Below are 24,419 nucleotides of genomic sequence, written 5' to 3'. Positions count from 1 at the left end.
CGTCGGCCGGTCGGCTGTCGCAGCTGAAATCAGGACTTCTCGAGTGACGATTGCGCAGTGAGGGGCGAATCTGGAACGGGATCGCTACCACCCTCGACGAGTCGATTACTGCTCGACGACGACCATGACAGCATCTGAATCCGCTCCAGTGTCGACCTCGACCGGGAACTCTTCGGTGTCGCCCGCCGGCTGGCCCGCCTGGAACGTCAGCGTGAGCGAAGCCGATTCGCCGGCCTCGAGCGTCAGCATCTCGCTGTCCTCGACTGCCGGATCGTGGCCGACGATGAGCACTACATCGGTAGTTCCGGTTTCGTCGCCGACGTTTTCGATCGTGGTATCGACCTCGAGAATCTCCCCGCCGCCGACGGGTGAGTTCGTGCTAATACTCATCACGTTGAACGTCGCCGGGACCGTTTCGTCGGCCTCCACGACGACCATTTCGGAGGCCGTGTCCGCCCCGGTGTCGACTACTACCGGGAACTCTTCGGTGTCGCCCGCCGGCTGGCCCGCCTGGAACGTCAGCGTGAGGTCGGCCGATTCGCCGGGATCGAGGGTCAGCATCTGGCTGTCTTCGATCTCGGGGTCGTGACCGACGACGAGGTCCACGTCGGTGGTCCCGGTTTCGTCGCCGACGTTTTCGATCGTGGTATCGACCTCGAGCGTTTCCCCGCCACCGATCGGGGAGTTCGTCGACATCCCCATCACGTTGAACGTCGCTGGCGTGGTCCCCCCATCGGACTCGACGACGACCATTTCCGACGCCGTGTCCGCGCCGGTGTCGACTTCCACCGGGAACTCCTCGGTGTCACCCGCCGGCTGTCCCGCCTGGAACGTGAGCGTGAGGTCGGCCGATTCGCCTGCCTCGAGCGTCAACATCTCGCTATCCTCGACTACTGGGTCGTGCCCAACGACGAGTTCGATATCGGTGGTCCCCGTTTCGTCGCCGACGTTCTCGATCGTGGTGTCGACCTCGAGTGTCTCCCCGCCGCCGACGGGCGAGTTGGTCGTCATATCCATCACGTTGAACGTCGCCGGTGTCGGTCCATCGGACTCGACGGCGACCATTTCGGAGGCCGTGTCCGCACCGGTGTCGACCACCACCGGGAACTCCTCGACCTCGCCCGCCGGGTCGCCCGCTTCGAACAGCAGGGTGATCTCGGTCGATTCGCCGGGATCGAGGGTCAGCATCTGGCTGTCTTCGATCTCGGGGTCATGGCCGACGACGAGGTCCACGTCGGTCGTCCCGGTTTCGTCACCGATGTTGTGAATCGTCGCGGTGACCTCGAGGGTCTCCCCGCCCCCGATCGGGGAGTTCGTCTGCATCTCCGCGACCCGGAACGTTGCCGGGACGTCTTCCTCGTGATTGAGCACCCACGGCTCCGGCCTCGCCAGCAGATTGTCCTCGGTGATCAGCCAGGACGTGATCGCGCAGGTGTGACAGCCCGCGCCCCCGTCGACTTCCAGCGTCGCGTCGTTCCCGTCCGGATCGCCGAACTCGAGGACGACGTCCGCCTGACTGAGCCACCAGACGGTGCGATCGAGATCGCTGTCGGGCGAGGACACGTCGACGTCGATCTCGAAGGGCTCGTTGCGCCCGACCGCGAGCGTTTCGCCGGGGTCCGGATCTGCACTATCGACGGACGGTGGCGTCGTCCCGTCCGATGTGACGTGTACTTCCCACTGTATCACGTCGGCCTGGTCGTAGTCCGGATCGTCGCGATTCTCGGTGTCCGGATCGTAGAAGACGTAGGCGGTGACCTCGTACGTCCCGCTCGAGTCGAACGTTTCGGTGAAGTACGTCGCGCCGTACTGCTCGACGTACTGATAGTAGTCCTGCGTTCGCGCGTCGTAATGAGCGTCGTACCGGACGCGTTCGCCGTCGATCTGCCACTCTACGTCCCAGTCTGCGTCCGGATCCTCGATGTCGGCCTCGAACAGGATTCGCGCTCCCGGTTGCACGGTGTGTTCGCGATCGACGTTCTGTACTCTTCGAGACGTTTCATTACTGATAGTGCTGCCACTCGCAACGCCACCTGCCACGACACCACCTGCTGCGACTCCTTTGAGGAGCGTTCGCCGTTCTATCTGGTCCCCACTCATAGGTGGAACACTGTCGTCCAGTTTGAGAAAGGACGGTATTCTTGCAGCGGATAACCTACAGTTGTACGAGAATACCAGTTCTGAGAAGAGAGTCAGCGATATCTGGTCGCTCCACGCTCGGTGATTCGGGAGATTGCCGGGCAGACCAGTTTCTCCGGGCGCTGTGGCCCGTCTTCAGTCGACTGAGAACCGCTCCATTCTGGCGGGAGTCGCCCACGCACAGCACGCTCCGTGGAGCGCCTCGATCACGTTCGAATGCCATCGTACTCGCTGTCGCTCACGAATTTGTTCGCGACTGAGCGGAGTGAAGCTAAGCGGGAACGAAGTTCCCGCGAGGTCAGCGGGACATACGTCCCGCCAGACTCCGCGATGTCCAAAAGAGTGCGACGCACTCTTTTGAGGACAGCAACGGTGGGGATGGGATTTGAACCCATGAGGCTTGACAGCCACCTGCTCTCAAGGCAGGCGCGTTAGGCCGCTCTGCCACCCCACCTCACCTCCGCCTTTTCCGTCCGTTCAAAAAGGGTTGTCGGTTACGTCCGCTCGAGCGTCCCGTCAGCCCCGATCTCGAGTCCGAGTTCGTCCACCACGGCGGCCGTCGCCTCGGCACCCGGCTTCTCCGCGATCCGTCCGGCCTCGAGCAACGCAATCGTCGATTGAAGCCCCGCGGGCGTCGCGACGGTCGGACGTATCGGCGCGAAGCCGATGCCGAGTCCAGCCTCGCGTGCCCGATCGGCCAGCGTCACCACCTCGGGAACGGCGTACGCGTCGCCGAAGTCGATCGAATCCCTGAAGGCCGCGAAATAGGTTCGGCCCTCAGAGGACGGTCCGAGGACGACGTCGTGCCGACGGATCGACATCGCGGCACCGTCGATGTGCGTGCGAGCGACGAGGGGAACCGTCGGCTCGAGGACGCCGACGCTCCCCACCTCCTCGCGTTCGAGAAGGTGCGTGACGGTGTTCCCGACCCTGGCCGTTCGACTCGAGCCGACCTGTCGTTCGAATCGGACGCCATCATCGTCACCGTCGCCGGTGTCCTCGGTAAATGCACCGAGGGCGTCGGCGGCCAACGCGCGGACCTCGGCTTCGGGGTCGCCGCCGGCGAACTCGTCCGGGAGCGTCTCCGCGTCGCGGTAGTTGACCAGTAGCTCGCCCCCGCTCGAGGCGACCGCCCGGAGCACGTCGACGACGGCAGCCTCGTAGAGACTGCGCGCCTCGGCGTCCGAGAGCGGCGTTCGATCGACGAGCGACGACAGGACGAGACCCTCCCGGGGCGGATCGACCGGAACGACGACGTTCATGGACGGCTCTCGGTGTCCGCCGACCTTGAACGCGGCGCTTCCGGCGGACGCCTCGACGATCGATTCACGAGCCGCGAGTTCGCGTTCCTCCTTCTACGAGGCCGCGAGTTCGCATCCACCTATCGGCCGGCGTCGGACGAATTATAGTGGTGGGACGTAAGGAATTCCGTATGGACGATCAAACAGTTACGCGATCGATTCCGCGCTCGGTTGGACTGCTCGGAACGCTCTCCATCGCTTCGCTCGCGGTGATCGGGCTCTGGAGCTTCGCCGACGGCTACCTGATCGAGTCCGGCGACTACTTCGCGCCGACGATCGCCGTGCTCATCGCGACGATCGCTTTCGTCGGCGCACTGGTCGTACTCGGCGCGCGCTCCAAACGGTGGCTCGAAGGCCCGTACTGGTGAACCGCCTGTAGATTCGCGCTTCGATCACCGATCCCGCTGCCCCTTCGTCTGGCGATAATCCGACGCCATCAGATCGACGAACGCCTCGAGCCACGCCTGTGTCTGCCCGTCGGACTGGTCGCGTGGTTCCACCATGGGAACGAGTTCGAATCCGCGGCCGCGGATCCGCGTCGCGTGATCGGCCGGCAGCGAGAGTTCGCCGGCCGGTGTCGTCGTGTACTCCATCCCGAGTTCACGGAGCGCTCGCTCGCCGACGGGAATCAGGATCTCGGGGTTGATCATTCGAATCTCGGCGGTGAGATAGGGGTCACAGTTGCCGATCTCCTCGTCGGTCGGCCGCCGGTCGGGATCGCGACACCGCGTCAGATTCGTCAGGTAGACGTTCTCGAGAACGGGTTCCTCCGCCGGCGAGGTCGAATCGCAGAGGCCGAGTCGCTCGAGCATCCGCCGGAGGCTGGTTCCCGATCGGGCGTCCGCGCCGTCGTCGTCGGACGACGGCTCGGGGCTCGCGAACGGCACGCCCAACTCGTCGGCGCTCGCGGTCGGTCGCTCGCCGACGAACAGAAAGTCCGCCGAGACGTCGCCGTAGCCGTGGACAACCTGCGTCCGCGTCTCACAGAGCGCCGGACAATTTCGGCACTCCTCGTCCATACCGTACGGGTTCGATCGAGACCGTTGATTCGCGTCCACACCCGCGTTTCGGACGGGGAAGCTAAAAGCGACGCGCCTGGCCCGTGAGTGTCGCGCAACGACCGAGACCGACGATCCTCTCTTTCGAGAGGCGGCCGTCCGCTGGAGCGAACACGACTCGAAAAATCGAACTGTCGGCTGCGGACCGCGCTGCCGGTGGTACGTGGGACGGTCGATCAGGCCTGGGACTGTGCGGCCTGAATCCAGTCGGACGCGCGGGCCTGCGAGATTTCGGCGGCCTCAGCGACGGCGTTCGCTTGCGCCCGGGAGAGGTCGGCGAGGGTTTCGATACCCGCCTCGGCGAGACGGTCGGCGTAGGTCTGGCCGACGCCCTCGAGGGCTTGCAGGTTCTGCTCTGCAGCGTCGGTACCCTGTTCGGTCGCGGTTTCGATCGCGTTCGTCGTGTCGACCGCGAGGTCCTCGGTTGCCTCCGCGGCTTCGCCGACGATATCCTGTGCGCTCTCCTGCGTCGTCTCGGCGATCTGTTCGGTTTGCTGCTGGGTCGTTCGCACGGTCGCTTCAGTTCCCTGCTGGACGGTTTCAGCGACCTCCTCAGTCTGTTTCTGGACGGTCTCGGCGGTCTCCTCGGCTCGGCGGACCCCTTCGACGGTCTGCTGTTCGGTCTCCTGCTGTACGTCGAGGACCGAGTCGATCGAGTCGGCGAACAACTGCTGTTGCTGGTCGGTGAGGTCTTCGACTGCGTGGAGGAACTCCGTCTCGAACTCGTCCCAGGCCTCGTCCTGGGTCCGTTCGAACTCGGCGAACTGCCGATCGACGGCCGTACACACGTCGGAGCCGTCTCTATCGAGGGCCGTCTCGAGCGCGTCGAACTGGGCGTGGAGCATGCGCTGGAACAGGTCGGCGCTCTGCTCGAACCCGTCGTTCAGCAGCTGTTGGGTCTGTTTCGTCCCCTCCTCGAACTGCTGGTCGATCGTCGACCGGACGTCGCGTCCGTTCTCGTCGAGAGACGACTCGAGGGCCTCGAGCTGTGCGTCGAAGAAGTGTCGGGCGAGTTCGGTTCCCTGGCGCTGGGCGCTTCGCTGAGCGGCAAAGCCGTTACGCAGGAACGATTCGGCGGCGTTCTCCTGAAACTCGAGTCCCTGCTCGAACAGCTTCTGGCTCTGTTTGATCGACTGGCGTTGCATTTCGAACGTGGTTTCGATGGGTGACGTTGTGTCGGTCATGATGGTGACGGTACCAGTGACGAGGCGTCCGGTGCCTCGTCGCTGTTTCCTAGCCGGACGAACAGGTTCCAGACGGATAAGGGATACCCCTAAATGGTCTTAGAGGGTATTTGACACCACAGAGAGGCATATCATAGCGACCGACTGCAGTCTGGAGCTTTCAAACTCACGTGTCACACCGTAATCAACTACCGGGGTACGTATCGCTCAAGCGCCGTGGATGCGGCGTTGGGAGATGTTGCGACTGGATAGCCAGTCGCGACTAGGAATGGAATAGTTGATCGTGGCGGGAACTGGCCTCCCGACAGATGTCTGGCCCGTCGTCCGGCAGAGAACCCGACCGTTCAGCGCTCGAGCCCGCCGCGTTCGGTGACCTCGAGAATGAACTTGACGTTGCGGACGATCTCTTCGGGCGTCGTCTCCTCGTCCGCGTCGTAGAGGTCGCTCGTTCGGTAGAGGACGTTCGCGAGCTGTTTGCTCTCGCTGGAGTCGCTCCGGATCTCGTCGGCGATCTCGCGGAGGAACTCGACCCGTTCGGGGTCGGGGTGGAACGCGGCCTCCGTGTCGGTATCGACACCGCCGTCTTCGCCGTCGACGGTCATCGGTCCGGAGAGGCGGCCCCGCTGCGTCTGGTCTGGGAGACGCCTCGGCGGTGGACGATCCCGGTGTTGTTCGCGACGTTTTCGGTGATCGTCCGGAACGAGTCGCCGGTCGCGGACTCGTCCGCGAGGACGGTCGGCTTGCCGCCGTCACCGCTCTCGCGGACGGCGGGATCGAGCGGGATCGAACCCAGAAACGGCATCTCGTGTTCGTCGGCGAACTCGCGGCCGCCGCCGGAGCCGAAGATGTCGTGTTCGCCGCCGCAGTCGGGGCAGGCGAACGTCGACATGTTCTCGGCGATGCCCAGCACGACGGTGTCGTGTTTGGCGAACATCTCGAGGCCCTTGCGCGCGTCGTCGAGCGCGACGTCCTGCGGGGTCGTGACGATGACTGCGCCCGTGACGGGCATGGTCTGGAGCATCGTCAGCTGGGTGTCGCCGGTCCCCGGCGGGAGGTCGATGACGAGGTAGTCGAGGTGGCCCCACTCGACGTCCTCCGTCAGCTGGGTGATGACCTTGTGGACCATCGGACCGCGCCAGATGACCGGGTCGTCCTCGCCCGTGAGGAAGGCCATGCTCATCAGCTTCACGCCGTACTTTTCGGGCGGAACAAGCGTCTCCTCCTCGGTCGCCATCGGCGGCTCGTCGGCGTCGACCATCCGGGGAACGTTCGGCCCGTAGACGTCGGCGTCGAAGAGGCCGACCTGCGCTCCCAGTTGCGAGAGTCCGGCGGCGAGGTTGACCGCGACCGTCGACTTGCCGACGCCGCCCTTCCCGGAGGAGACGGCGATGACGTTCTTGACGTTCGGCAGTACCTGGTCCTCGCTGGAGAAATCGTCCCGGTCGGGAATGCTCGCCGAGAGATCCGGCTCGAGACTGTCCTCGAGGAGGAGTTCGCGGATCTCGCCGGCCATGTCGCTCTCGGTCGGCGAGTACGGTGCACCCAGCGCGAGATCGATATCGACCTGGTCGCCGTCGACGGCGATGTCGTTGACGAGTCCGAGGGAGACGATATCGTCGCCGAGTTCCGGATCTTCGACCGTCCGGAGGCGGTCGCGAACGGCGGCTTCGTCCATATCCGAAGGTAGCACCGACCGTCGAAAAGGGTTGTGTTCGACTCGAGAGGCGGAGATGGAGACGGCGACCCACTCGAACCGTCAGTCCCACGTCACCGGTTCATCTCTGTCCTGCCAGATGCTCTCGCCCTCGACGAGGCGGTCGAGGCCGTAGAGCTGCGCGGCGAGACTCGGCTCGTCGGAGCGATCCATCCGGTACAGATGGTTACGCGTTGAAATCGAACCGCGGCCCGCCGTAGGTCGGCGGATCCGGCTCGAGTTCGACCCCCTGCTCGTACCGCACGAAGTTCAGATAGAAGGGGCGTCCACAGCCGTCGACTGCTTCGCCCTCGAGGTCGGTGACCGGACCGTCCTCGCCGCAGAGAAACTCGATCCCGTCGGCGGATTCGCGGTCCGGATCGTCGGGGTCCGCGTACTCCCAGCCCGGCTGACGAACTTTCGTGACCGACCGATCCGCGAGATCCGGCGGTCGCTCGAGGCTCACGACGGCGTTGCAGTAGGGACAGGTGTAGCGGACGGTGACGGTCATCGGCGGGGCCTAAGCGACTCGAGCAGGTAAGCTTGCTGTGGCGCGCGCTGGCGAGGTCCCGAGCAGTGCGAAGGGGCATCGCCGACACCGTGCGAGGGATGAGCGAATAGTGCGGGACCTCCGGTCCCGCATACCATGCGAACGGGCGCGTTGCGCCCGTGAGCAGACGAAGTGAGCGAATCGGTTGGGGAGGGCGTGGAAATTCCTGTTGCCACGATAGCAGTAAGTTCGATTTATCCCGATTGATAACGGTGAGTTCGATTTTCTCTCCAGTAATCGAACAAAAGCCGACGGTCCCTACGCGACGTAGTCCCGAACCGTTTACCCGCCCGCTACCCCACGACCGACTATGACCGAGTTCGATCCCGAGAAGTTCGAGGACAAGTATATCCACTACTTCGAGGAACTCGAGGAGGCCTACTCGAACGCCTACAACCAGCTTCACGGCCGGTACGACTCGACGGTGCTCAAGGCGATCGACCGGAAGGTGCTGAGCGAGAGCGAGCCGTTCTACGAGGGAGAGGGCGAGTTCCGCGTCGAGGTACCGGACGACGCGCGAGAACGCGTCGGTGCGGTCGCCGACCACGAGCAGTTCGACGTCGTCCTCGAGGAACTCGTCGAGCGAATCGAACGCGAGCTACGGCGAATCTTCGGCTTCGAATCGGCCGACTGAGTCCGGGTTCGGTCGCCGTACCCACCCGGAACACCTTTCCCGCTGACGGGAATCTGTGCAGGTATGATCGACGAGACGGTCGAGGAGATCCAGGAGATGCAGAGTCACAGCTCCTCGGTGGTTGCCGTACGCGCGACGCGGGCCCTCGAGGAACTGGTCGATCGGGAGTTCGCCACCGTCGAGGAGTACGTCCGGTCGCTCGAGCGCAACGGCTCGGTGCTCCGACGAGCCAACCCGTCGCACGCCTCGCTGCAGAACGCGGTTCGAGCCGTCGTCGACGACGTCACCGACGCCGATCCCGATAGCGTCGAGGAGGCGAAACGACTCACCCAGGAGAAGATCGACGCGGTCGTCTCGCGGGTCGAGTCCGGAAAACGACTGGCGGCCGAAAACGCCGCCGAGATCCTCGAGGACGGCGCGACGCTGCTGACCCACGACTACTCCTCGACGGTGCTCGAGGCGCTCGAGCGGGCGACCGAGGCGGGCAAGCACTTCGACGTCTACATCACGGAGGCGCGACCGCGCTACATCGGCCGCAAGACGGCCCGAACGCTCGCCGATATGGACGACGTCGACGCGACGCTGATCACGGACAGCGCACACGGCGTCTATCTCGCGGAGTGCGATCGCGTCGTCGTCGGCATGGACTGCATCGTCGACGACACGCTGTACAACCGCGTGGGGACGTTCCCGATCGCGGCGACGGCCGCCCAACTCGACGTGCCGGTCACCGTACTGGGGTCGGCGTCAAAGATCGTCAGCGAGGGGTTCGTCTTCGAGAACGAGTTCCGGACGGGCAGCGAGGTCATGCCGGAACCCGCCGAAGGATTCGCCGTCGAAAATCCGAACTACGACGCGACGCCGGTCGAACTGCTCGAGAGCGTCGTCACGGACGAAGGGCGTCAGGAGTTCTAACTCCTCGAGTTCTGTTTTACCCGTTCGATCGTCGACGGAGAGCGGTTCGTCCGATACTGCTGCGGGAGCGGTCCGCTCACACCGACACGGCGGCTGAACAGTCACGTCGCCGTGGCGACAGCCTATCCCCGTTTCCGTCGTAACACCCGTATGCGCCTCGTTCAGGTGTTCGTCCCACGCGGCGATCTGGAGCTCGTCCTCGAGACAGCGGAAGCGACGGGCGTCGATTACGCCGTCTCCGAACAGACGAGTCGCGGCGAGTTCGAGGCGCTCGTTTCGGTTCCCGTTCCGCCGGCCGCGGTCGAACCGTTTCTCTCGGACCTTCGAGCGGCCGGTCTCGGCGAAGGGTCGTACACGGTAGTCACGGCCTCCGAAACGGTCGTCTCGAGCCGGGCGGACGAACTGCACCGTGAGTTCGCCGGAACCAGGATCTCCCGGGAAGAGCTCCAGTCGCGGGCGGCCGATCTCGCGCCCGCTGCGTCGACCTACTTCGTGCTGCTCGTGGTGAGCACCGCCATCGCGACGGCCGGGCTGTTGCTCGACTCCGCGGCGACCATCATCGGTGCGATGGTCGTCGCGCCGTTGATGGGGCCCGCGCTCTCCGCGAGCGTCGGCGTCGTCGTGGACGACGATGCGCTCGCGAGACGCGGGGTGTTCCTGCAGGTCGCCGGGATCGTCGTCGCCGTCGCGACGGCGGCAGTGATCGGCTGGCTGCTGCGTGGGACGGTGTTGCTCCCGCCGGGGTTCGACATCACGACGGTCCCCCAGATCAGAGAGCGGATCACGCCGAACGTTCTCGCGCTGTTTCTCGCGCTCGGATCGGGCGTCGCCGGCGTCGTCAGTCTCGTCCGTAACGTCGGCTCGGTGCTCGTCGGCGTCGCCATCGCGGTTGCACTCGTGCCGCCGGCCGCCACCGCCGGACTCGGCGTCGCCTGGGGCCACCCGACCGTCGTCGTCACCGCCGGGACGCTCGTCCTCGTCAACCTGCTCTCGATCAACCTCACCGCGCTGATCCTGTTGTGGCTCTCCGGCTACCGCCCGCACCGAACGGACCGTATCGATCACGCGTACGGCCAGTTGCGCTCGCGAGTCGTCGTGCTCCTCGTCGCGATCGCCGTGCTCTCGCTCGTGCTCGGCGGCGTTACCTACGGAACCTATCAGACCGCCGCCGTCGAACACGACATCCGAACCGAACTCGAGGCGATGTCCGACGACCCGGCCTTCGACGATCTGTACTTCCAGGAGAGCACCATCGAGTACGAACTCGTCGACGTCTACAGCGGTGGTCGGCCGTCGGTGACCGTCCTCGTCGAGCGACCGCCCGGCGAGCAGGAACCGCCCGACTTCGCCGACACCGTCCGGGAACTGCTGGAGGAAGCGACGGGCACTGATCTCGAGGTCGCCGTCGAACTGATCGATACCCAGCGAAGTGGCTGACCGCCACGCGTCGCGGTCGCCGGTCGCCGCTCAGTCCCGTTCGCCGAACGTCCGCGGCGCGCCCTCCGTCGGGCTGGCCCAATCGACGGCGTTGCGGAGCACCCGCCGAATGTCGTCGTTTTCGTAGATCGGATACGTCTCGTGGCCCGGTCGGAAGTAGAAGATCCGGCCGCTCCCGCGTCGGTAGCAACAGCCGCTGCGGAACACCTCGCCGCCCTCGAACCAGCTGTTGAAGACGAGCCGATCCGGCTCGGGAACGTCGAACGGCTCGCCGTACATCTCCGTTCGTGGCAGCTCGATACACTCCTCGAGTCCGTCGGCGATCGGGTGCCCGGGGTCGACGACCCAGAGCCGCTCTTTCGCGCCGTCCTCGCGGTACTGCAGACTGCACGTGGTTCCCATGAGCCGCTTGAACGGCTTCGAGTAGTGACCGGAGTGGAGGACGATCAGGCCCATCCCCTCGAGCACGCGCTCCTGTACGCGCTCTGCGACCGTATCCGAGACTTCGTCGTGGGCTTCGTGGCCCCACCACAGCAGGACGTCAGTGCTCTCGAGGACCGCCTCGGTGAGTCCGTGGTCGGGTTCGTCGAGCGTCGCGGTACGGATGTCGTGTTCGGACTCACCACTGCGGTCGTCGAGTCCATCGGCAATCGACGCGTGCATGCCGTCCGGATAGACGGCCGCGACGTCGTCGTCTTCGCGCTCGTGTCGGAACTCGTTCCAGATCGTGACTCCAGCCATCGACTGGTCGTCAGCGGCCAGGCTCTTATGGTAGCTGGTACGGAGCCGGAACAGTCACGGAAAAATATACAATTATGGATACTATTCTCGAAAGTACTTGGAGTAATACTGTAATGCACGGAGAAAGATAATCATATTACATAGATTAATCGGTCACAACCCTTATTTTGATCGCCGCCCCCTTCTCTCTATGGACTGGAATCGTACACAAACGAGATCGAAATGGGTTGTTTCTCACTGCGCCTCCTTCGTGACGCGTCAGCAATCGGAGGTTTCGCGATGATCGGTACCGGAATCGGCGTCGGGATCGTCGGCCTCGGCGGAATGGGCCACCTCCACGCGCGAAGTATCACGGAACTCGGTGCCGACGTCGTCGCGGGTGCCGACCTCGTCGAGGGACAGCGCCAACGATTCGCCGACGAGTTCGGTGCAGAGACGTACGAAACCCACGAGGGGCTCGTCGAAGACGACGCCGTCGACGCCGTCATCGTGACGACTCCCAACCGATTCCACGAACCGATCACCGTCGACGCCCTCGAGGCCGGCTGTCACGTCCTCGTCGAGAAACCGCTCGCGCACACCTTAGAGAGCGCGGAGCGGATCGTCCGGACGGCAGCGAGAGCGGACGGCATCTGTATGGTCGGCTTTCACAACCGTCACGCCGCGTCGATGGCCATGTTCAGCGACCAACACGCTCGCGGCCGGTTCGGTGACCTCACGCACGTCGAGGCGAACTACGTTCGGCGACGGGGCGTTCCCGGCCCCGGCTCCTGGTTCACCGACCCCGAACTCGCCGGCGGCGGCGCCTTGCTGGATATCGGCGTCCACGCGCTCGACCTCGCCCTCTACGCGCTCGACTTCCCGGAGATCACGGAGGTCTCCGGCGTCACCAGAACGACGTTCGGAACGACCGAAGAGTACGCCGACCCCGACGGCTTCGGCGACAACTGGGACGCCGAGAGCGAGACCTACGAGGTCGACGACTCCGTCAGCGCCTTCGTCCGCTGTGCGAGCGGCGAGACCATCTCGCTCGAGGCCGCGTGGGCGACCAACCGCGAGGAAAGTATGGATTTCCGCGTGCGCGGCACGAACGCCGGCGCGCAGTTCGAAATCGGCGACACGGCCCTCGACATCCTCGAGACGGGAACTGCCGGCTGTGATCACTACGCCGACGTGAGCCTCACGGGCGACTCGTCGCTGACCGGGTACACGGAACAGGACGAACAGTTCCTCACGGCCGTCGCCGCCGGCACCCCTCCCGCGACGAACACCGTCGAGGAGGCCCTGACGGTCCAGCGCGTGATCGAGGCGATCTACCGCTCGAGCGAGACCGGCCGCGCGACGCAGCTTCCGGAACCGACGCTCGAGGCCGAGCAGCGGGCACGACTCAACTGACGATCCTCCAGTTCTCGCGTTTTCGCGTTCGATTCGGTCTGAATTCGGTGGGACCGTCGACTCCCTCACAGTAGTCCGTCGCCCAGCGTGGTCTTACGGGATCTGAGCGGAGGGTGGCGCACTCGTAGTCGACCGACTTCGGGCACTGTACCGGATATCGGTCCTGTGAGAAGATCGGAACGAATCGAGGACCGAAATCCGTGATTCGAAACGAAAGCCGCTCTCACCGTAGGATCGCCCGTTCCCTACAAACTGACCCATTCGGTAGGTGTATTCCCTTTCGTAATTGCATTTGAATAATTCCCTACATCAGTCCGGTTGTCAATCTACATCAAAGATCTTAAGAGGGAATCCATCATCATCGTCTACGTAGAACGTTGACTATGGACCGAAGAAATTTTACAGGGGACGGGAAATCGCGACGAGCTGTACTCCAGGCAACGGGTGCCGTCGGCGTTGCCGCACTCGCCGGGTGCCTGGGTGGCGACGAAGCTGAAAATCTGGACGAACTCCTCGAGGACGATCCCGACGAGTTCGAACCGCTCGAGATCGGCCACTGGTGGACTGCGGGTGGCGAGGAGCGAGCGTTTAACGCCCTCATCGAGGGCTTCGAGGAGGAGTATCCAGATATCGAAGTCGATCCGTCGCCGTCGCCGGGTGGAGCCGGCAGCGCGCTCGAGGCGGACGTTCGTAACCGCGTCGTCGACCAGAACCCGCCGAGTACGTTCCAGGTCTGGCCCGGACAGGCGTTGACCGACTACACCGACGAGGAACTGCTCTACGACATCGAAGGTCACGTCTGGGACGAGGAGATGGAGGAGGCGTACCTCGACGGCCCCGTCGAAGTCTCCCGACCGGACGGCGACTACGTCGCCGTTCCGATCAACATTCACCGACTGAACAACCTGTTTTACAACGTCGACGTCGTCGACGACGCCGGCGTCGATCCCGAGTCGATCGAAACCCCGAGCGAACTGCTCGAGGCGATGGAAGACGTCGACGACGCGGGCTACGTCGGCATGGCACAGCAGACCCAGGCCGCGTGGTCGACGCTACAGCTCTGGGCGCAGGTGCTACTCGGGGAGTACGGCACGGACGTCTACGAGTCGTTCATCGAGGGCGACATCGAGGCGGTCGAATCGGAAGTCCGCGACTCCCTCGAAATCGTCGTCGACTACCGCGAGTACTTCAACGAGGACGCGAGTTCGCTGAACGACTGGGACGACGCGAGCGGCTACATCAACGAGGGCGAAGCAGCCTTCTTCCACCAGGGAGACTGGGCCGCCGGCGAGTACGAGGCCGACGACGAGCTCGAGTACGGCGAGGACTGGGATCTCGTTCCGTTCCCGGGAACCGGGGAGATGTACACGTTGGTCATGGACTCCTTCGTCTTCCCGAAACACAATCCGTCGCCGAACGCGACGGTGCGATTCCTGCAGTACGCGGGAACCGCCGACGCACAGGAGCGGTTCAACCCGAACAAGGGCTCGATCCCGCCGCGAACGGACGTCTCCGACGAGGCGTTCACGCCGTTCCTGCAGGATCAGATGGCCGACTTCGAGGAGTCGACCGAACAGCCGCCGTCGATCGCCCACGGACTGGCGGTGCGACCGGGTATCCAGACGAACATCGAGGGCGCGTTCGCCAACTTCATCGACAACTGGGACGTCGACGAGACGTACCAGGAACTCGTAGACAGCTTCGAGTAGGATCGGTCGCTACACTATGGATTCGTTACGCAACTCGTTACAACGACTCAATCCGCTCTCCGCGCCCGAGGCCGACGAGCAGGATCGCCAGACCGGTGGCGGCTCCGTCGTCGACGGTCTCCGCGGGAGCGACTTCCTCGAGTCGATGCCGTTCTGGCTGCCGGCGACGGCGCTCGTGCTGTTGTTCGTTTACGGGGCGATCGGCTGGAACGTCGTCATCTCGTTTACCGGCTGGTCCGGTCTCGGACAGCCCGATTACACGAACTTCACGCTCGAGATGTACCGCCAGATGCCGTCCGACCAGAACTTCGTGGCGTCGCTGCGGAACACGATCGCCCTTCTGGTCGCGTTCACCGGCGTCTCGCTGATCGTCGGGCTGGGACTCGCGTTGCTCGTCGATCGCAAGATCCGCTTCGAGAACACGTTCCGGACGATCTACCTGCTGCCGATGGCGCTGTCGTTCGTCGTGACCGCGATCTTCTGGTCGTGGATGTACGCGACGAACGGCCTGATCAACACCACGCTGAACGGACTCGGCCTCGGCTGGTTCGCTCGCGACTGGCTCGGCGATCCGCGGTTTAAACTCGCCGCGGTCGTCTTCGCGCTGATCTGGCAGTTCAGCGGCTACTGTATGATCGTCTACCTCGCCGGGCTGCGTTCGATTCCGAACGCACACTACGAGGCGGCCCGCATCGACGGCGCGTCGACGCTGAAGCTGTACTGGCGGGTTATCATCCCGCAACTTCGCTCGTCGACGGTCGGTGCCGTCGTCGTCCTGATGGTGTTCGCGCTCAAGGCGTTCGACTTCATCTACGTCATGTTCGGCACCAACCCCGGCCGGTCGGCGGACATCCTCGCGGTGACGATGTACCGCGAGGCGTTCTCCTCGAGCGAGTGGGCTTACGGCGCCGCGATCTCCGTCGTCCTCTTCGCGCTCGCACTGACGATCATCGGCCCGTACGCCTACACGCAGTACAAGCGAGGTGCACTCTGATGGCGACCACGACCACTGAATCGGACGACACCGAGACGCAGAACGGAATCGAACTCAGCCGCGTCGCGCTCTACGGCGCGTTGCTCGGACTCGTTGCCGCCTATCTCTCGCCGCTGTACAGCGGCCTGACGACCGCGTTCAAGACCCGAGACGCGTACCGAGAAACGTCACCGCTCCAGCCCCCGATCGAGGGCTTTACGATCGAACCCTGGACCACCGCCGGAAGCGAACTGGCCTTCTCGATGGTCAACAGCTTCGCGATGGTGATTCCGGCCGCGGCCCTGTCGGCGCTGTTCGGCAGCCTCGCGGCCTACGGCCTGACGAAAGTCGACTGGCGCGGGCAGGTGTTCCTGCTCGTGTTGTTCCTCGCGGCGGTGTTCATCCCCTATCAGGCGGTGCTCGTCCCGCTGCGACAGTTCTGGTCGATGGTCGGCCTCTCGCAGCTTCACGACCGCGGCGAACTGATCGAACTGACGATCACCCACATCGCCTACGGGATTCCGATCTGTACGATACTGTTCCGGGCGTACTACCAGACGCTCGACGACGAACTCATCGAGGCCGCCCGACTCGACGGGGCGAGCATCGCGCGGATCTACCGAAAGATCGTCTTTCCGCTGTCGCTGCCGATGTTCGCCGTGACGCTGATCTACCAGTTCACGCAGGTCTGGAACGACTTCCTGTTCGCGCTGGTTCTGCTCAGCAATCGGTCGAACTACGTCGTCACGCTCGAGTTGAACGCACTCGCGGGCGCGATGGCGACGGACTACAGCGTCCAGATGGCGGGCGCGTTCATCGCGGCGTTACCGACGATCTTGGTGTACATCCTGTTCGGAGAACAGTTCGCCAAGGGGCAAACAATCTGACACACACGAGAATCAATGGCTGACCTACAACTCGACGACGTAACCAAAGTATTCACGGAAGACGACGGGAACGAGATCACCGCCGTCAACGAGGTATCGCTCGAAATCGACGACGGGGAGTTTCTGGTCCTCGTCGGTCCGTCCGGCTGTGGCAAATCGACGACCCTCCGGATGGTCGCGGGGTTAGAAACCGTCAGCGCCGGCCGGATTCGGCTCGGCGACACGGTCGTCAACGACATGAAACCCAAAGACCGGGACATCGCGATGGTGTTCCAGTCGTACGCGCTGTACCCGCACATGACCGTCCGCGAGAACATGTCGTTCGGCCTCGAGGAGTCGACCTCGATGCCCGACGAGGAGATCACGGCGACGGTCGACCAGGCGGCCGAGATGCTCGGAATCGGCGAACTCCTGGACCGGAAGCCGGACGACCTCTCCGGCGGCCAGCAACAACGCGTCGCGCTCGGACGCGCGATCGTTCGCGACCCCGAAGTCTTCCTGCTCGACGAACCGCTCTCGAACCTGGACGCGAAGCTTCGCGCCCAGATGCGGACGGAACTCCAGCGTCTGCAGGAGGACCTCGGCGTCTCGACGATCTACGTCACGCACGACCAGACCGAGGCGATGACGATGGCCGACAAGATCGCGATCCTGAACCACGGCGAACTCCAGCAGGTCGGCACGCCCCTCGAGTGCTACCACGAGCCGGCGAACCGCTTCGTCGCCGGCTTCATCGGCGAGCCGTCGATGAACTTCTTCGACGTCACGCGCGACGGCGAGGCGCTCGTCCACGAGCAGTTCGAGTACGAGCTCTCGCCGGAGACGGCCAGCGCGGTCGACGGGCACGGCGACCTCGTCCTCGGGATTCGTCCCGAAGACGTCGCGGTTCGCTCGAGTTACGACGAACCACACAGCTACGACGCCACCGTCGACGTCGTCGAGCCGATGGGCAACGAGAACAACGTCTACCTCACGTTCGACGGCAGCGACGAGACGTTCGTCGCGACGATCGACGGCCTCCAGCACGTCGAGGACGGGCAGTCGGTCGTCGCCCACATCCCGGAGGCGGCGATCCACGTCTTCGACCGGAAGACCGGTCGCGCACTCCGAAACCGGACGGTCGACACGCAGACGATGACCGAGCCGCAGATATAAGCCTCACTCACCCGTCGTTTTTCCGGCACTCCGCTTACGCTCCGTCAGTCAGCGGTCGGTTCCGTCGCTGCCGTCCGATACCCTCTCGCGACGAGTCGCGTCGCGACGACGTGTGCGTAAAAGGTCACGAAGACCGCGACCACGCCGAAGGCCGTCGCACTCGAGAGGGCGGTGAGGAGAAAGGCCCAGCCCGGGACGACGAACAGCGCGGCGAACAGCCAGGGGACGAAGTAGCCGCTGTGACCGAGTACCGGCCGAAGCGATCGGAAGTCGACGGCGTCGCGAACCCGGCCGCCGGTGGCGACGCGACCGACTGCCGCCGGGTACACGTAGCCGAACGCGCCGACGAGACAGAGGACGACCGTCGACGCGCCGAAAAAGAAGAGAGAGCCGATAAAGCCGGCCGAATCGGCCGCAAACGGGACCTGCGTCAGTCCGCCGACCGTGACGGCGACGATCGCTATCGGTCCGAGGGCGTAGCCGAGAGAGACGACGAGCAGCCGACAGCCGTCGCGGAGCAAGCCGTCGAACGGGCGAAACCGCGGCGGCGTATCGTTTCCGGCGACGGTCGCCTCGTAGACGCGGAGGAGGTAGCCGAGTAACGCGACGACCGACCCGCCCGCGAGGGCGACCAACGGGATCGCGAGCGGGGAGGGGTAGGCGGCGGCAGCCAACTGCAACACGATCGCCGCGACGATTCCGAGGAGGCCGCCGGCCGCGAGGAGATCCGTCGATCGATCGCCCCGGAACGGGTAGCGGACTCCCTCGTCTACGAGCAGCGCCATTACCGGTCAAACGAACGGGTGTCGTATAACGATTTCAATACAGTGTGCTCGCCGCCGTGATCGGGAGTGCAACGGACGGCGTGGGTCGGTACCACTGAGAGCGTCGGCACTACGGTCGGGCAGCGTTCGTGAGCCGAGAGAAGGGGAGCCGCGTTAGATGACTTCTTCGAAGTCGTGGTGACCGTGGATGTCGACGCCGTCCCCGGTGATCTCACAGAGGAAGACACCGTTACCGGAGCCGGTGTCGCGTTCGGTGGCGGACTTGATGCTGCGTGCGGCGATGGTCTTCGCCTCGTCGTTCGAGAGGCCGTCTTCGTAGGCCTGCTCGAGGTGACCGTAGGCGAGTTGCATCCCGGAACCGGTGACTGTGTAGTCGTCTTCCATGACGCCGCCGGCGGGGTCGATGCTGTAGACGTGGCTGCCCTCGTCGTCGACGCCGCCCAGGATCGGGTGAATGGCGAAGAACGGACCGCCGCGGGCGAAGTTGCCCGCGAGCGTGGCGAGCGCGTCGATGCTCATGTCCTCGCCGCGTCGGGCCTCGTAGAGGTTGACTTCGGCACGGAGGCTGCCGATGAACGACTGTGCGCCGCCGACGCTGCCGACGAGGGTCAGCGCGCCGGTCGGGTGAATCTGTTCGACCTTCTGGACGTTCTTGTTCGAGACGAAGCGGCCGCCGAGGCTGGCGCGCATGTCCGTCGCGATGACGACGCCGTCGGTCGTCGTGATACCGATCGTCGTCGTCCCGGTCTTGTTGACGTTGTCGAGATCGGCACGCGACAGGTCGTTCTGGGGCGTCGAGCCGATCTCCGGCCCGTAGGGGTCCGGGTGGTCGGCCAGTTGGTCGACGGTGCGGGAGAAGTCCGAATTATGTTGAGGCGCTCGCATTGACCGAAGGGTACGTCTGGCACGATATAAAACACCGGCGGTCACCGCCGGGGTTTCCGGTTTCAGCGGGGGTGACGGTACCAGTCGCTCTCGAGTCGATCTGCGAGAGAAACAGCGGTCGATCAGTGGGCTTCGGGGACGGGTCGATCAGGCGTCGGTGGATTGAGTGGTCTCGTAAGCTGCCTCGACGGTTTCGAGCATGCGGTGGATCGGGATGGTAACTCCAGCCTGACGGGCGGCCATTGCGAGTGGCATCGCGGCGATACCGATCACAATGCACAGCTGGTACAGTGCGAACAGCGTCGCGCGGAAGACGCGGGATATCATCAGCGTTCAACCGGGCACAGATCGGGGGCATGTATAAGCTTTTCTGCAACGTGGAATCCGTAACGATCGATGTTCGTCGAGGAGGTCGACGCAGTCGGGCGATTCAACTCAGCTTTCAGTAGGGACAATTCGAGACGGGTTCGAGCCGATGTACGGCTAAGTAGGCGACAATCGACCCGAACAATTCTCATAACTTATGGGCATTATCCGATTCACGTGCGCACCTCGAGCGCGGGGGTGGTGGACGATATTGTCTCGCACGTGCTGAGAACGCCCCTCCGCTGCCGCCGACGAACCGCAAGACAGGAAACCCCCCGGAACGACCACGACGTATGGCCAACTATCTCGTCGCGATGGAAGCCGCGTGGCTCGTTCGTGACGTCGAGGAGATCGACGACGCTATCGGCGTCGCCGTCAGCGAAGCGGGGAAACGACTCAACAGCGAAAACATGGACTACGTCGAGGTCGAGGTCGGTGCCACGGGCTGTCCCGCCTGCGGCGAACCCTTCGACTCCGCCTTCATCGCGGCCGACACCGCGCTCGTCGGTCTCGGCCTCGAGATGGAGGTCTTCAACGCCGAGGGCGAGGAACACGCCTCCCGGATCGCGAAGAGCGAGGTCGGCGGTGCGCTGCGAGACGTTCCGCTGAGCGTCGTCGAGATCATGGAAACGCCGGAAGAGGACTGAATTCAATCCGAGCAGCCGACCGTGTGTACGCTCCCCACCGCGAATCGTAGGGGAACCCAAAGGATTTTTGATTACCCCCAGTTATTGTGCCGTATGGAACTTCCGACGCCCGCGGACTTGCGCCAGCGCCGAACCGAACTCGGGCTGACCCAGAGCGAACTCGCGGACACGGCAGACGTCTCCCAGCCGCTGATCGCCCGGATCGAGGGCGGTGACGTCGATCCGCGGCTGTCGACGCTGCGACGGATCGTCAACGCCCTCGAGAAGGCGGAAGGTGACGTCGTCCGCGCGAAGGATCTGATGAACGAAGCCGTCGTCAACGTGGCGCCGGACGACGCCGTCAAGGAGGCCGCCCGGAAGATGGAGGAGGAAGCCTACTCCCAGCTGGCGGTCATCCAGGACGGCATTCCCGTCGGCTCGATCAGCCAGAGCGACCTCGTCCACCTCGACTCCGAGGCGCGAGACGAACCCGTCGAGGACCACATGAGCGAGAGTTTCCCGACGGTGTCGAAAGACGCCACCTTGGACGAGATCGGCAACCTGCTCGAGCACTACAAGGCCGTGATGATCACCGAGGCCGGCGAGACCGTCGGGATCATCACCGAGGCGGACATCGCCGCGCGGTTCTCCTGAGTCGATCGTGACTGCGTCGGCTCTCGCTGGCAACGCAGCGGCGTTTCGAAAGCGGTAGATTGAGGGTACCGAACCGAGAATCCCGAGCCATATGATGGAGACGCTACTCCACACCGGAACAGAACATCCCAGCCTGCTGTGGGTACTCGTCCCGAGCCTCCTCACGTTCTTCGCGGGACTCGGTATCGGAACGTTCTCCGAGCGCGTCCGAAACTGGATTCACTCGCGGACCGACCCATCGCCCGAGTAGGTCGCTCGAACGGACGGGAGAGTAGCGAGTTTTCACTGCCAGAGACGGACGGCTGACTCGAGAGAGACGCGTATCGAGGTCACGAACGAACCTTCAAACGGCCGTCTCATCGAATCGGCATCACATCGGCTCCGGGAGATCGATGCGGATACCGGTTACTCGTCCTCGTCTTCGTCTTCCTGCTCGCCGTCGTCCGGGGCTCCCTCCCCCTGATCGGGAGTAGTCCCGTTCTCGTCGTCCGCACCGTCTTCGTCGTTCGGATCCACCCCGGGACCGCCACAACCGGCGAACAGGGCGGTCGCCGCGACGGCGCCGGCCGCACGGAGCAGACGACGACGCGTTCCACGAGGTCGTCCCATAGCGAAGACTCCGTACTGGTTCCGGATAGTAGTCTCGCCGACATATGCACGCGTCGAGCGAGTTGCAAGCGGCATCGAAGAAAATCACACCGAGAACCTCGAGCGGGCTGGGACCGATCGTGTGGCTCCGCTCGCACTACTCGCGTTCGACGTCGGGCCGCGGCGCGTTCTCGTATTTGATCATCTTTTCGGGCTTGTCGGAAATCGTCTCGTAGATTCGCTGGAGCGTCTCCTCGGCCGCGAGCACGTCGTGCGTCTCGAGGAACGCCCGACCCTCGTCGGTCAGGCCGTAGAACTTCCAGGGGTAGCCTTGTCGGCGTTCGCCGTCGGGCAGGGCGACCTCCTCGACGACGCCGGCGTCGATCAGTTTCTGGACGTGCTTGTAGACCGTCGCCTCGCTCACGCTCGGGTTGAGTTCCTCGAGTTCGTACATCGAGGGCAACTGTTCGGGGTGTTGCAGGATGTTGGTGAGCAAGGCGAACCGGGTCTCTTGCGTGACGAAGTGGAGGAGTTCGCGCGTTTCCGTTCCCGCCACCGGCCCCACGTCGGTACTCATGCGCCCACCTACGCGGTCATCCACCAAGTAGTTTACCCTGGAGTAAATTACCCTGCAGTGAACCACGGATCGACAGCGGACCGCTTTCGGAAACGGAAACGGTGTAGTAAATCCTATTGTCGTCTCCTGTGAAACAGCGGCTATGACCGACGAGTCGCCGCCAGTCCCCGACGAGGTGCTCACGAGCGCGACGGAGCGACTCGAGGCCGACGAGCTCACGCTCGCGGAGAACGAGGAACTCCTCCACGCGCTGAGCGAGCTGACGCCGATCTACGAGCGCGATCGGTCCTACTTCGTCCTCGGGAACTACGATCCGGCACCGTTGGGCCGGCTCGAGCGCGTCGTCGACCGGTTGAACCGCCGGGAAGACGCCTACGCGTTCCGGATGAGCGACGTTCGCGGCGGCTGGGACAACGGCATCCAGAAGTTCTGTCTGATCGCGGACCTCGTCACCCACATCGTCGGCGTCGCCGAGCGGGAGCCGAGCGGCTTCCTCGTCGAACAGGGCCTGCTCGTGGGCAGCGAGGAGTACTTCGAGAAGAGCCACGTGCTCAAGCGAGCGTACCCCGACGCCGACGAGGACCACCCCTACGGCTGGATGGAGGACGGCGTCTTCGAGTTGCTCGAGGCCGAGGATCGACTCTATCACTGGAAGAGCGAGGACGATCTCGTCGCAGTCGTCGACGAACTCCCGTAATCCGCGTCGAGGGAATTGGATCGCATAGCCGCCAGCGCGAGCGGGACCGTTTTTCGCCTCGATTAGGTTAGACGGACCGTACTCAGGAGTGACCGGAAACGGGAACCGGCTCGTACGGCTCCTCGAGGTACGCCATATCCGACTCCGACAGCGAGATTTCGAGCGCCTCGACGGCCTGCTCGAGGTGTTCGACGCTCGTCGTGCCGACGATCGGTGCGTCGACCCAGTCCTTGTGCAGCAACCACGAGAGTGCGATCTGGGCCATCGTCACGCCCTTTTCGGCGGCGACCTCTGCGACGCGCTCGTTGATCTCCTGCCCGCCGCCCTCCCGGTAGGGGTGTTCGTAGATGCGCTCTTCCGTCTCGCCGCGCGTCGTCCCGTCGATCTCCTCGTGCGGGCGCGTGAGATAGCCGCGAGCCAGCGGCGACCACGGCATCACGCCGACGTCTTCGTTCTCACAGAGCGGCAGCATCTCCCGTTCCTCCTCGCGGTAGACGAGATTGTAGTGGTTCTGCATCGTGGCGAAGCGCTCGAGTCCCAGTTGGTCGCTCGTGTGCAGCGACTCCGCGAATTGATGAGCCCACATCGAGGACGCCCCGACGTGCCGGACGTGACCCCGACGGACCGCGTCGTCGAGCGCCCGAAGCGTCCCCTCGATCGGGGTCTTGTAGTCCCAGCGGTGTGGCTGGTAGAGGTCGATGGTATCCACCCCCAGTCGCTCGCGGCTGGCCGCGAGTTCCTGTTCGATCGCCTTTCTGGAAAGGCCGCCCGAAAGCGGGTCGTCCTCGCGCATGCGGAAGAAGCCCTTCGTCGCGACGACCGACTCCTCGCGATGGCCCTCGAGCGCCTCGCCGAGGATGTGCTCGGATTCGCCCCGCGAGTACATGTTGGCCGTGTCGAAGAAGTTGATCCCGAGATCGATCGCGCGCTCGATGATCTCCTTGCTCTCCTCGTCATCTAACACCCACTCGCGCCAGTCGCTCGAGCCGAAGCTCATACAGCCCAGACAGAGTCGACTGACTTGCATCCCGGTCGAACCGAGCGTCGTGTACTCCATACGAGTGCGACGGTCGCCGTCGAAAAAACTGTACGTGCTGGGGCAACACGGGACGCGGACGGCGGGATCCGTGCTGGAATTTCGTTATTTTTTAGTTGAATACGGACGGGAGCTGGAACCGAGGCATGGCGGACGAACACGACACTCGAGAGACGAATCGCAACGACGACAGTGGCATCGTCTCGCGAATCAAGCGCGTGTTCAGCCGCAGCGACTGAACACGGTCGCGATCGGCCGTTTCCGTCGGTTCCGTTTTTTCGTCGTCGGTGATCGGGAGGATCCCCGCGTAGCTCCCGTGAGACAGAGTGTGAGTGCATACCCGCGAACGGAATCTTCAGACGCGGGAGGTCGAGAGAACCGGAAGCTGCCGTCGAACGCCATCGGCCCGGTATCGGCTCGTGCTGTGCGGTACG

General features: G+C 64.1%; 27 protein-coding genes and 1 tRNA gene. 13 read left to right on the top strand and 15 right to left on the bottom strand.

All coding sequences use genetic code 11. The features are described 5' to 3' along the window. Window positions 1–105 precede the first annotated feature (105 nt). From ACSFC7_RS13710 to ACSFC7_RS13700, 3 genes are all read right to left on the bottom strand, one after another. On the bottom strand, window positions 106–1,959 hold the full coding sequence (locus tag ACSFC7_RS13710) for a hypothetical protein (RefSeq protein WP_436343360.1): 1,854 nt from the start codon (window positions 1,957–1,959) through the stop codon (window positions 106–108). A gap of 550 nt (window positions 1,960–2,509) precedes the next feature. Continuing rightward, a tRNA-Ser gene (locus ACSFC7_RS13705) sits at window positions 2,510–2,593 on the bottom strand. 40 nt (window positions 2,594–2,633) lie between these two features. Continuing rightward, entirely contained in the window at window positions 2,634–3,401 is a 768-nt protein-coding gene (locus ACSFC7_RS13700) for a hypothetical protein (protein ID WP_436343359.1), read from the bottom strand. A gap of 170 nt (window positions 3,402–3,571) precedes the next feature. Here ACSFC7_RS13700 and ACSFC7_RS13695 point away from each other — a divergent pair, with 170 nt between their 5' ends. Continuing rightward, window positions 3,572–3,808, top strand: a complete 237-nt coding sequence (locus ACSFC7_RS13695; protein WP_436343357.1) for a hypothetical protein — start codon at window positions 3,572–3,574, stop codon at window positions 3,806–3,808. Window positions 3,809–3,832: 24 nt separating this feature from the next. Here ACSFC7_RS13695 and ACSFC7_RS13690 read toward each other — a convergent pair whose 3' ends face one another. The 5 genes from ACSFC7_RS13690 to ACSFC7_RS13670 form a co-directional block, all read right to left on the bottom strand. Further along, window positions 3,833–4,459, bottom strand: coding sequence for a uracil-DNA glycosylase (locus tag ACSFC7_RS13690; protein WP_436343356.1), 627 nt, complete (start codon window positions 4,457–4,459; stop codon window positions 3,833–3,835). A gap of 215 nt (window positions 4,460–4,674) precedes the next feature. Then, window positions 4,675–5,682 carry a helix-hairpin-helix domain-containing protein gene (locus ACSFC7_RS13685; RefSeq protein ID WP_436343355.1) on the bottom strand — a complete coding sequence of 336 codons (1,008 nt, stop codon included), beginning with the start codon at window positions 5,680–5,682 and terminating at the stop codon, window positions 4,675–4,677. A gap of 344 nt (window positions 5,683–6,026) precedes the next feature. Further along, the gene (locus ACSFC7_RS13680) at window positions 6,027–6,284 is read right to left on the bottom strand and encodes a hypothetical protein (RefSeq protein WP_436343354.1); all 258 of its coding nucleotides are present in this window, start codon (window positions 6,282–6,284) and stop codon (window positions 6,027–6,029) included. Continuing rightward, window positions 6,281–7,357, bottom strand: coding sequence for an Mrp/NBP35 family ATP-binding protein (locus tag ACSFC7_RS13675; RefSeq protein WP_436343353.1), 1,077 nt, complete (start codon window positions 7,355–7,357; stop codon window positions 6,281–6,283). Before ACSFC7_RS13675 ends, ACSFC7_RS13680 begins: the two co-directional genes overlap by 4 nt. A gap of 205 nt (window positions 7,358–7,562) precedes the next feature. Beyond that, entirely contained in the window at window positions 7,563–7,886 is a 324-nt protein-coding gene (locus ACSFC7_RS13670) for a hypothetical protein (RefSeq protein ID WP_436343352.1), read from the bottom strand. Window positions 7,887–8,235: 349 nt separating this feature from the next. On the opposite strand from ACSFC7_RS13670, the gene ACSFC7_RS13665 reads away from it, so the two are divergent. From ACSFC7_RS13665 to ACSFC7_RS13655, 3 genes are all read left to right on the top strand, one after another. Then, entirely contained in the window at window positions 8,236–8,559 is a 324-nt protein-coding gene (locus ACSFC7_RS13665) for a DUF5783 family protein (RefSeq protein WP_436343351.1), read from the top strand. A gap of 63 nt (window positions 8,560–8,622) precedes the next feature. Further along, window positions 8,623–9,474, top strand: a complete 852-nt coding sequence (locus ACSFC7_RS13660) for a translation initiation factor eIF-2B (protein WP_436343350.1) — start codon at window positions 8,623–8,625, stop codon at window positions 9,472–9,474. A gap of 150 nt (window positions 9,475–9,624) precedes the next feature. After that, window positions 9,625–10,911: a TIGR00341 family protein gene (locus ACSFC7_RS13655; RefSeq protein ID WP_436343349.1), complete on the top strand. Its 1,287-nt coding sequence runs from the start codon at window positions 9,625–9,627 to the stop codon at window positions 10,909–10,911. A gap of 30 nt (window positions 10,912–10,941) precedes the next feature. Here the strand turns inward: ACSFC7_RS13655 and ACSFC7_RS13650 are convergent, their stop codons facing one another. Then, on the bottom strand, window positions 10,942–11,652 hold the full coding sequence (locus ACSFC7_RS13650; RefSeq protein WP_436343348.1) for a ThuA domain-containing protein: 711 nt from the start codon (window positions 11,650–11,652) through the stop codon (window positions 10,942–10,944). Window positions 11,653–11,931: 279 nt separating this feature from the next. Here ACSFC7_RS13650 and ACSFC7_RS13645 point away from each other — a divergent pair, with 279 nt between their 5' ends. The 5 genes from ACSFC7_RS13645 to ACSFC7_RS13625 all read left to right on the top strand — a co-directional run bounded on the left by ACSFC7_RS13645 (window position 11,932) and on the right by ACSFC7_RS13625 (window position 17,771). Further along, the gene (locus ACSFC7_RS13645; RefSeq protein WP_436343347.1) at window positions 11,932–13,047 is read left to right on the top strand and encodes a Gfo/Idh/MocA family protein; all 1,116 of its coding nucleotides are present in this window, start codon (window positions 11,932–11,934) and stop codon (window positions 13,045–13,047) included. Window positions 13,048–13,430: 383 nt separating this feature from the next. Further along, window positions 13,431–14,756 (top strand): ABC transporter substrate-binding protein, encoded by a 1,326-nt coding sequence (locus tag ACSFC7_RS13640; protein ID WP_436343346.1) that lies wholly within the window; start codon window positions 13,431–13,433, stop codon window positions 14,754–14,756. Window positions 14,757–14,772: 16 nt separating this feature from the next. After that, window positions 14,773–15,750, top strand: coding sequence for a carbohydrate ABC transporter permease (locus tag ACSFC7_RS13635; RefSeq protein ID WP_436343345.1), 978 nt, complete (start codon window positions 14,773–14,775; stop codon window positions 15,748–15,750). Further along, window positions 15,750–16,616 (top strand): carbohydrate ABC transporter permease, encoded by an 867-nt coding sequence (locus tag ACSFC7_RS13630; RefSeq protein ID WP_436343344.1) that lies wholly within the window; start codon window positions 15,750–15,752, stop codon window positions 16,614–16,616. The genes ACSFC7_RS13635 and ACSFC7_RS13630 overlap by 1 nt, the downstream gene beginning before the upstream one ends. A gap of 15 nt (window positions 16,617–16,631) precedes the next feature. Beyond that, window positions 16,632–17,771 (top strand): ABC transporter ATP-binding protein, encoded by a 1,140-nt coding sequence (locus ACSFC7_RS13625; RefSeq protein ID WP_436343343.1) that lies wholly within the window; start codon window positions 16,632–16,634, stop codon window positions 17,769–17,771. A 44-nt stretch (window positions 17,772–17,815) separates the two neighbouring features. On the opposite strand, the gene ACSFC7_RS13620 is transcribed toward ACSFC7_RS13625, so the two are convergent. The 3 genes from ACSFC7_RS13620 to ACSFC7_RS13610 all read right to left on the bottom strand — a co-directional run bounded on the left by ACSFC7_RS13620 (window position 17,816) and on the right by ACSFC7_RS13610 (window position 19,768). Continuing rightward, window positions 17,816–18,556, bottom strand: coding sequence for a DUF4013 domain-containing protein (locus ACSFC7_RS13620; protein WP_436343342.1), 741 nt, complete (start codon window positions 18,554–18,556; stop codon window positions 17,816–17,818). A gap of 153 nt (window positions 18,557–18,709) precedes the next feature. Next, window positions 18,710–19,441 carry an archaeal proteasome endopeptidase complex subunit beta gene (gene psmB / locus ACSFC7_RS13615; protein ID WP_436343341.1) on the bottom strand — a complete coding sequence of 244 codons (732 nt, stop codon included), beginning with the start codon at window positions 19,439–19,441 and terminating at the stop codon, window positions 18,710–18,712. Between the two features lie 147 nt (window positions 19,442–19,588). Beyond that, on the bottom strand, window positions 19,589–19,768 hold the full coding sequence (locus ACSFC7_RS13610; RefSeq protein WP_436343340.1) for a hypothetical protein: 180 nt from the start codon (window positions 19,766–19,768) through the stop codon (window positions 19,589–19,591). A 332-nt stretch (window positions 19,769–20,100) separates the two neighbouring features. Between ACSFC7_RS13610 and ACSFC7_RS13605 the strand changes: the two genes are divergently transcribed. The 3 genes from ACSFC7_RS13605 to ACSFC7_RS13595 all read left to right on the top strand — a co-directional run bounded on the left by ACSFC7_RS13605 (window position 20,101) and on the right by ACSFC7_RS13595 (window position 21,337). After that, on the top strand, window positions 20,101–20,454 hold the full coding sequence (locus tag ACSFC7_RS13605) for a DUF555 domain-containing protein (protein ID WP_436343339.1): 354 nt from the start codon (window positions 20,101–20,103) through the stop codon (window positions 20,452–20,454). A 93-nt stretch (window positions 20,455–20,547) separates the two neighbouring features. After that, window positions 20,548–21,087 (top strand): CBS domain-containing protein, encoded by a 540-nt coding sequence (locus ACSFC7_RS13600; RefSeq protein WP_436343338.1) that lies wholly within the window; start codon window positions 20,548–20,550, stop codon window positions 21,085–21,087. A 91-nt stretch (window positions 21,088–21,178) separates the two neighbouring features. After that, window positions 21,179–21,337 carry a hypothetical protein gene (locus ACSFC7_RS13595; protein ID WP_436343337.1) on the top strand — a complete coding sequence of 53 codons (159 nt, stop codon included), beginning with the start codon at window positions 21,179–21,181 and terminating at the stop codon, window positions 21,335–21,337. Window positions 21,338–21,492: 155 nt separating this feature from the next. Here ACSFC7_RS13595 and ACSFC7_RS13590 read toward each other — a convergent pair whose 3' ends face one another. Then, the gene (locus tag ACSFC7_RS13590) at window positions 21,493–21,696 is read right to left on the bottom strand and encodes a hypothetical protein (protein WP_436343336.1); all 204 of its coding nucleotides are present in this window, start codon (window positions 21,694–21,696) and stop codon (window positions 21,493–21,495) included. Between the two features lie 136 nt (window positions 21,697–21,832). Beyond that, window positions 21,833–22,252 carry a PadR family transcriptional regulator gene (locus ACSFC7_RS13585; protein WP_436343335.1) on the bottom strand — a complete coding sequence of 140 codons (420 nt, stop codon included), beginning with the start codon at window positions 22,250–22,252 and terminating at the stop codon, window positions 21,833–21,835. 142 nt (window positions 22,253–22,394) lie between these two features. On the opposite strand from ACSFC7_RS13585, the gene ACSFC7_RS13580 reads away from it, so the two are divergent. Next, the gene (locus ACSFC7_RS13580) at window positions 22,395–22,949 is read left to right on the top strand and encodes a hypothetical protein (RefSeq protein WP_436343334.1); all 555 of its coding nucleotides are present in this window, start codon (window positions 22,395–22,397) and stop codon (window positions 22,947–22,949) included. Window positions 22,950–23,031: 82 nt separating this feature from the next. On the opposite strand, the gene ACSFC7_RS13575 is transcribed toward ACSFC7_RS13580, so the two are convergent. Then, the gene (locus ACSFC7_RS13575) at window positions 23,032–24,006 is read right to left on the bottom strand and encodes an aldo/keto reductase (RefSeq protein ID WP_436343333.1); all 975 of its coding nucleotides are present in this window, start codon (window positions 24,004–24,006) and stop codon (window positions 23,032–23,034) included. Window positions 24,007–24,419 lie beyond the last annotated feature (413 nt).

The sequence above is a fragment of the Natronorubrum halobium genome (assembly GCF_051351675.1).
Classification (GTDB): domain Archaea; phylum Halobacteriota; class Halobacteria; order Halobacteriales; family Natrialbaceae; genus Natronorubrum.
The sequence above is the reverse complement of the archived record's forward strand: the minus strand, read 5'-3'. Positions and strand labels throughout refer to the sequence as shown.

Excerpts from the sequence above, each read along its gene's own strand:
- ACSFC7_RS13660 (WP_436343350.1), top strand. The coding sequence starts at position 8,623 with ATGATCGACGAGACGGTCGAGGAGATCCAGGAGATGCAGAGTCACAGC.
- ACSFC7_RS13645 (WP_436343347.1), top strand. The coding sequence starts at position 11,932 with ATGATCGGTACCGGAATCGGCGTCGGGATCGTCGGCCTCGGCGGAATG.
- ACSFC7_RS13650 (WP_436343348.1), bottom strand. The coding sequence starts at position 11,652 with ATGGCTGGAGTCACGATCTGGAACGAGTTCCGACACGAGCGCGAAGAC.
- ACSFC7_RS13595 (WP_436343337.1), top strand. The coding sequence starts at position 21,179 with ATGATGGAGACGCTACTCCACACCGGAACAGAACATCCCAGCCTGCTG.
- ACSFC7_RS13680 (WP_436343354.1), bottom strand. The coding sequence starts at position 6,284 with ATGACCGTCGACGGCGAAGACGGCGGTGTCGATACCGACACGGAGGCC.
- ACSFC7_RS13590 (WP_436343336.1), bottom strand. The coding sequence starts at position 21,696 with ATGGGACGACCTCGTGGAACGCGTCGTCGTCTGCTCCGTGCGGCCGGC.
- ACSFC7_RS13700 (WP_436343359.1), bottom strand. The coding sequence starts at position 3,401 with ATGAACGTCGTCGTTCCGGTCGATCCGCCCCGGGAGGGTCTCGTCCTG.
- psmB (WP_436343341.1), bottom strand. The coding sequence starts at position 19,441 with ATGCGAGCGCCTCAACATAATTCGGACTTCTCCCGCACCGTCGACCAA.
- ACSFC7_RS13695 (WP_436343357.1), top strand. The coding sequence starts at position 3,572 with ATGGACGATCAAACAGTTACGCGATCGATTCCGCGCTCGGTTGGACTG.
- ACSFC7_RS13655 (WP_436343349.1), top strand. The coding sequence starts at position 9,625 with ATGCGCCTCGTTCAGGTGTTCGTCCCACGCGGCGATCTGGAGCTCGTC.
- ACSFC7_RS13610 (WP_436343340.1), bottom strand. The coding sequence starts at position 19,768 with ATGATATCCCGCGTCTTCCGCGCGACGCTGTTCGCACTGTACCAGCTG.
- ACSFC7_RS13580 (WP_436343334.1), top strand. The coding sequence starts at position 22,395 with ATGACCGACGAGTCGCCGCCAGTCCCCGACGAGGTGCTCACGAGCGCG.
- ACSFC7_RS13630 (WP_436343344.1), top strand. The coding sequence starts at position 15,750 with ATGGCGACCACGACCACTGAATCGGACGACACCGAGACGCAGAACGGA.
- ACSFC7_RS13640 (WP_436343346.1), top strand. The coding sequence starts at position 13,431 with ATGGACCGAAGAAATTTTACAGGGGACGGGAAATCGCGACGAGCTGTA.
- ACSFC7_RS13575 (WP_436343333.1), bottom strand. The coding sequence starts at position 24,006 with ATGGAGTACACGACGCTCGGTTCGACCGGGATGCAAGTCAGTCGACTC.
- ACSFC7_RS13600 (WP_436343338.1), top strand. The coding sequence starts at position 20,548 with ATGGAACTTCCGACGCCCGCGGACTTGCGCCAGCGCCGAACCGAACTC.
- ACSFC7_RS13585 (WP_436343335.1), bottom strand. The coding sequence starts at position 22,252 with ATGAGTACCGACGTGGGGCCGGTGGCGGGAACGGAAACGCGCGAACTC.
- ACSFC7_RS13690 (WP_436343356.1), bottom strand. The coding sequence starts at position 4,459 with ATGGACGAGGAGTGCCGAAATTGTCCGGCGCTCTGTGAGACGCGGACG.
- ACSFC7_RS13620 (WP_436343342.1), bottom strand. The coding sequence starts at position 18,556 with ATGGCGCTGCTCGTAGACGAGGGAGTCCGCTACCCGTTCCGGGGCGAT.
- ACSFC7_RS13665 (WP_436343351.1), top strand. The coding sequence starts at position 8,236 with ATGACCGAGTTCGATCCCGAGAAGTTCGAGGACAAGTATATCCACTAC.
- ACSFC7_RS13670 (WP_436343352.1), bottom strand. The coding sequence starts at position 7,886 with ATGACCGTCACCGTCCGCTACACCTGTCCCTACTGCAACGCCGTCGTG.
- ACSFC7_RS13635 (WP_436343345.1), top strand. The coding sequence starts at position 14,773 with ATGGATTCGTTACGCAACTCGTTACAACGACTCAATCCGCTCTCCGCG.
- ACSFC7_RS13675 (WP_436343353.1), bottom strand. The coding sequence starts at position 7,357 with ATGGACGAAGCCGCCGTTCGCGACCGCCTCCGGACGGTCGAAGATCCG.
- ACSFC7_RS13605 (WP_436343339.1), top strand. The coding sequence starts at position 20,101 with ATGGCCAACTATCTCGTCGCGATGGAAGCCGCGTGGCTCGTTCGTGAC.
- ACSFC7_RS13685 (WP_436343355.1), bottom strand. The coding sequence starts at position 5,682 with ATGACCGACACAACGTCACCCATCGAAACCACGTTCGAAATGCAACGC.
- ACSFC7_RS13625 (WP_436343343.1), top strand. The coding sequence starts at position 16,632 with ATGGCTGACCTACAACTCGACGACGTAACCAAAGTATTCACGGAAGAC.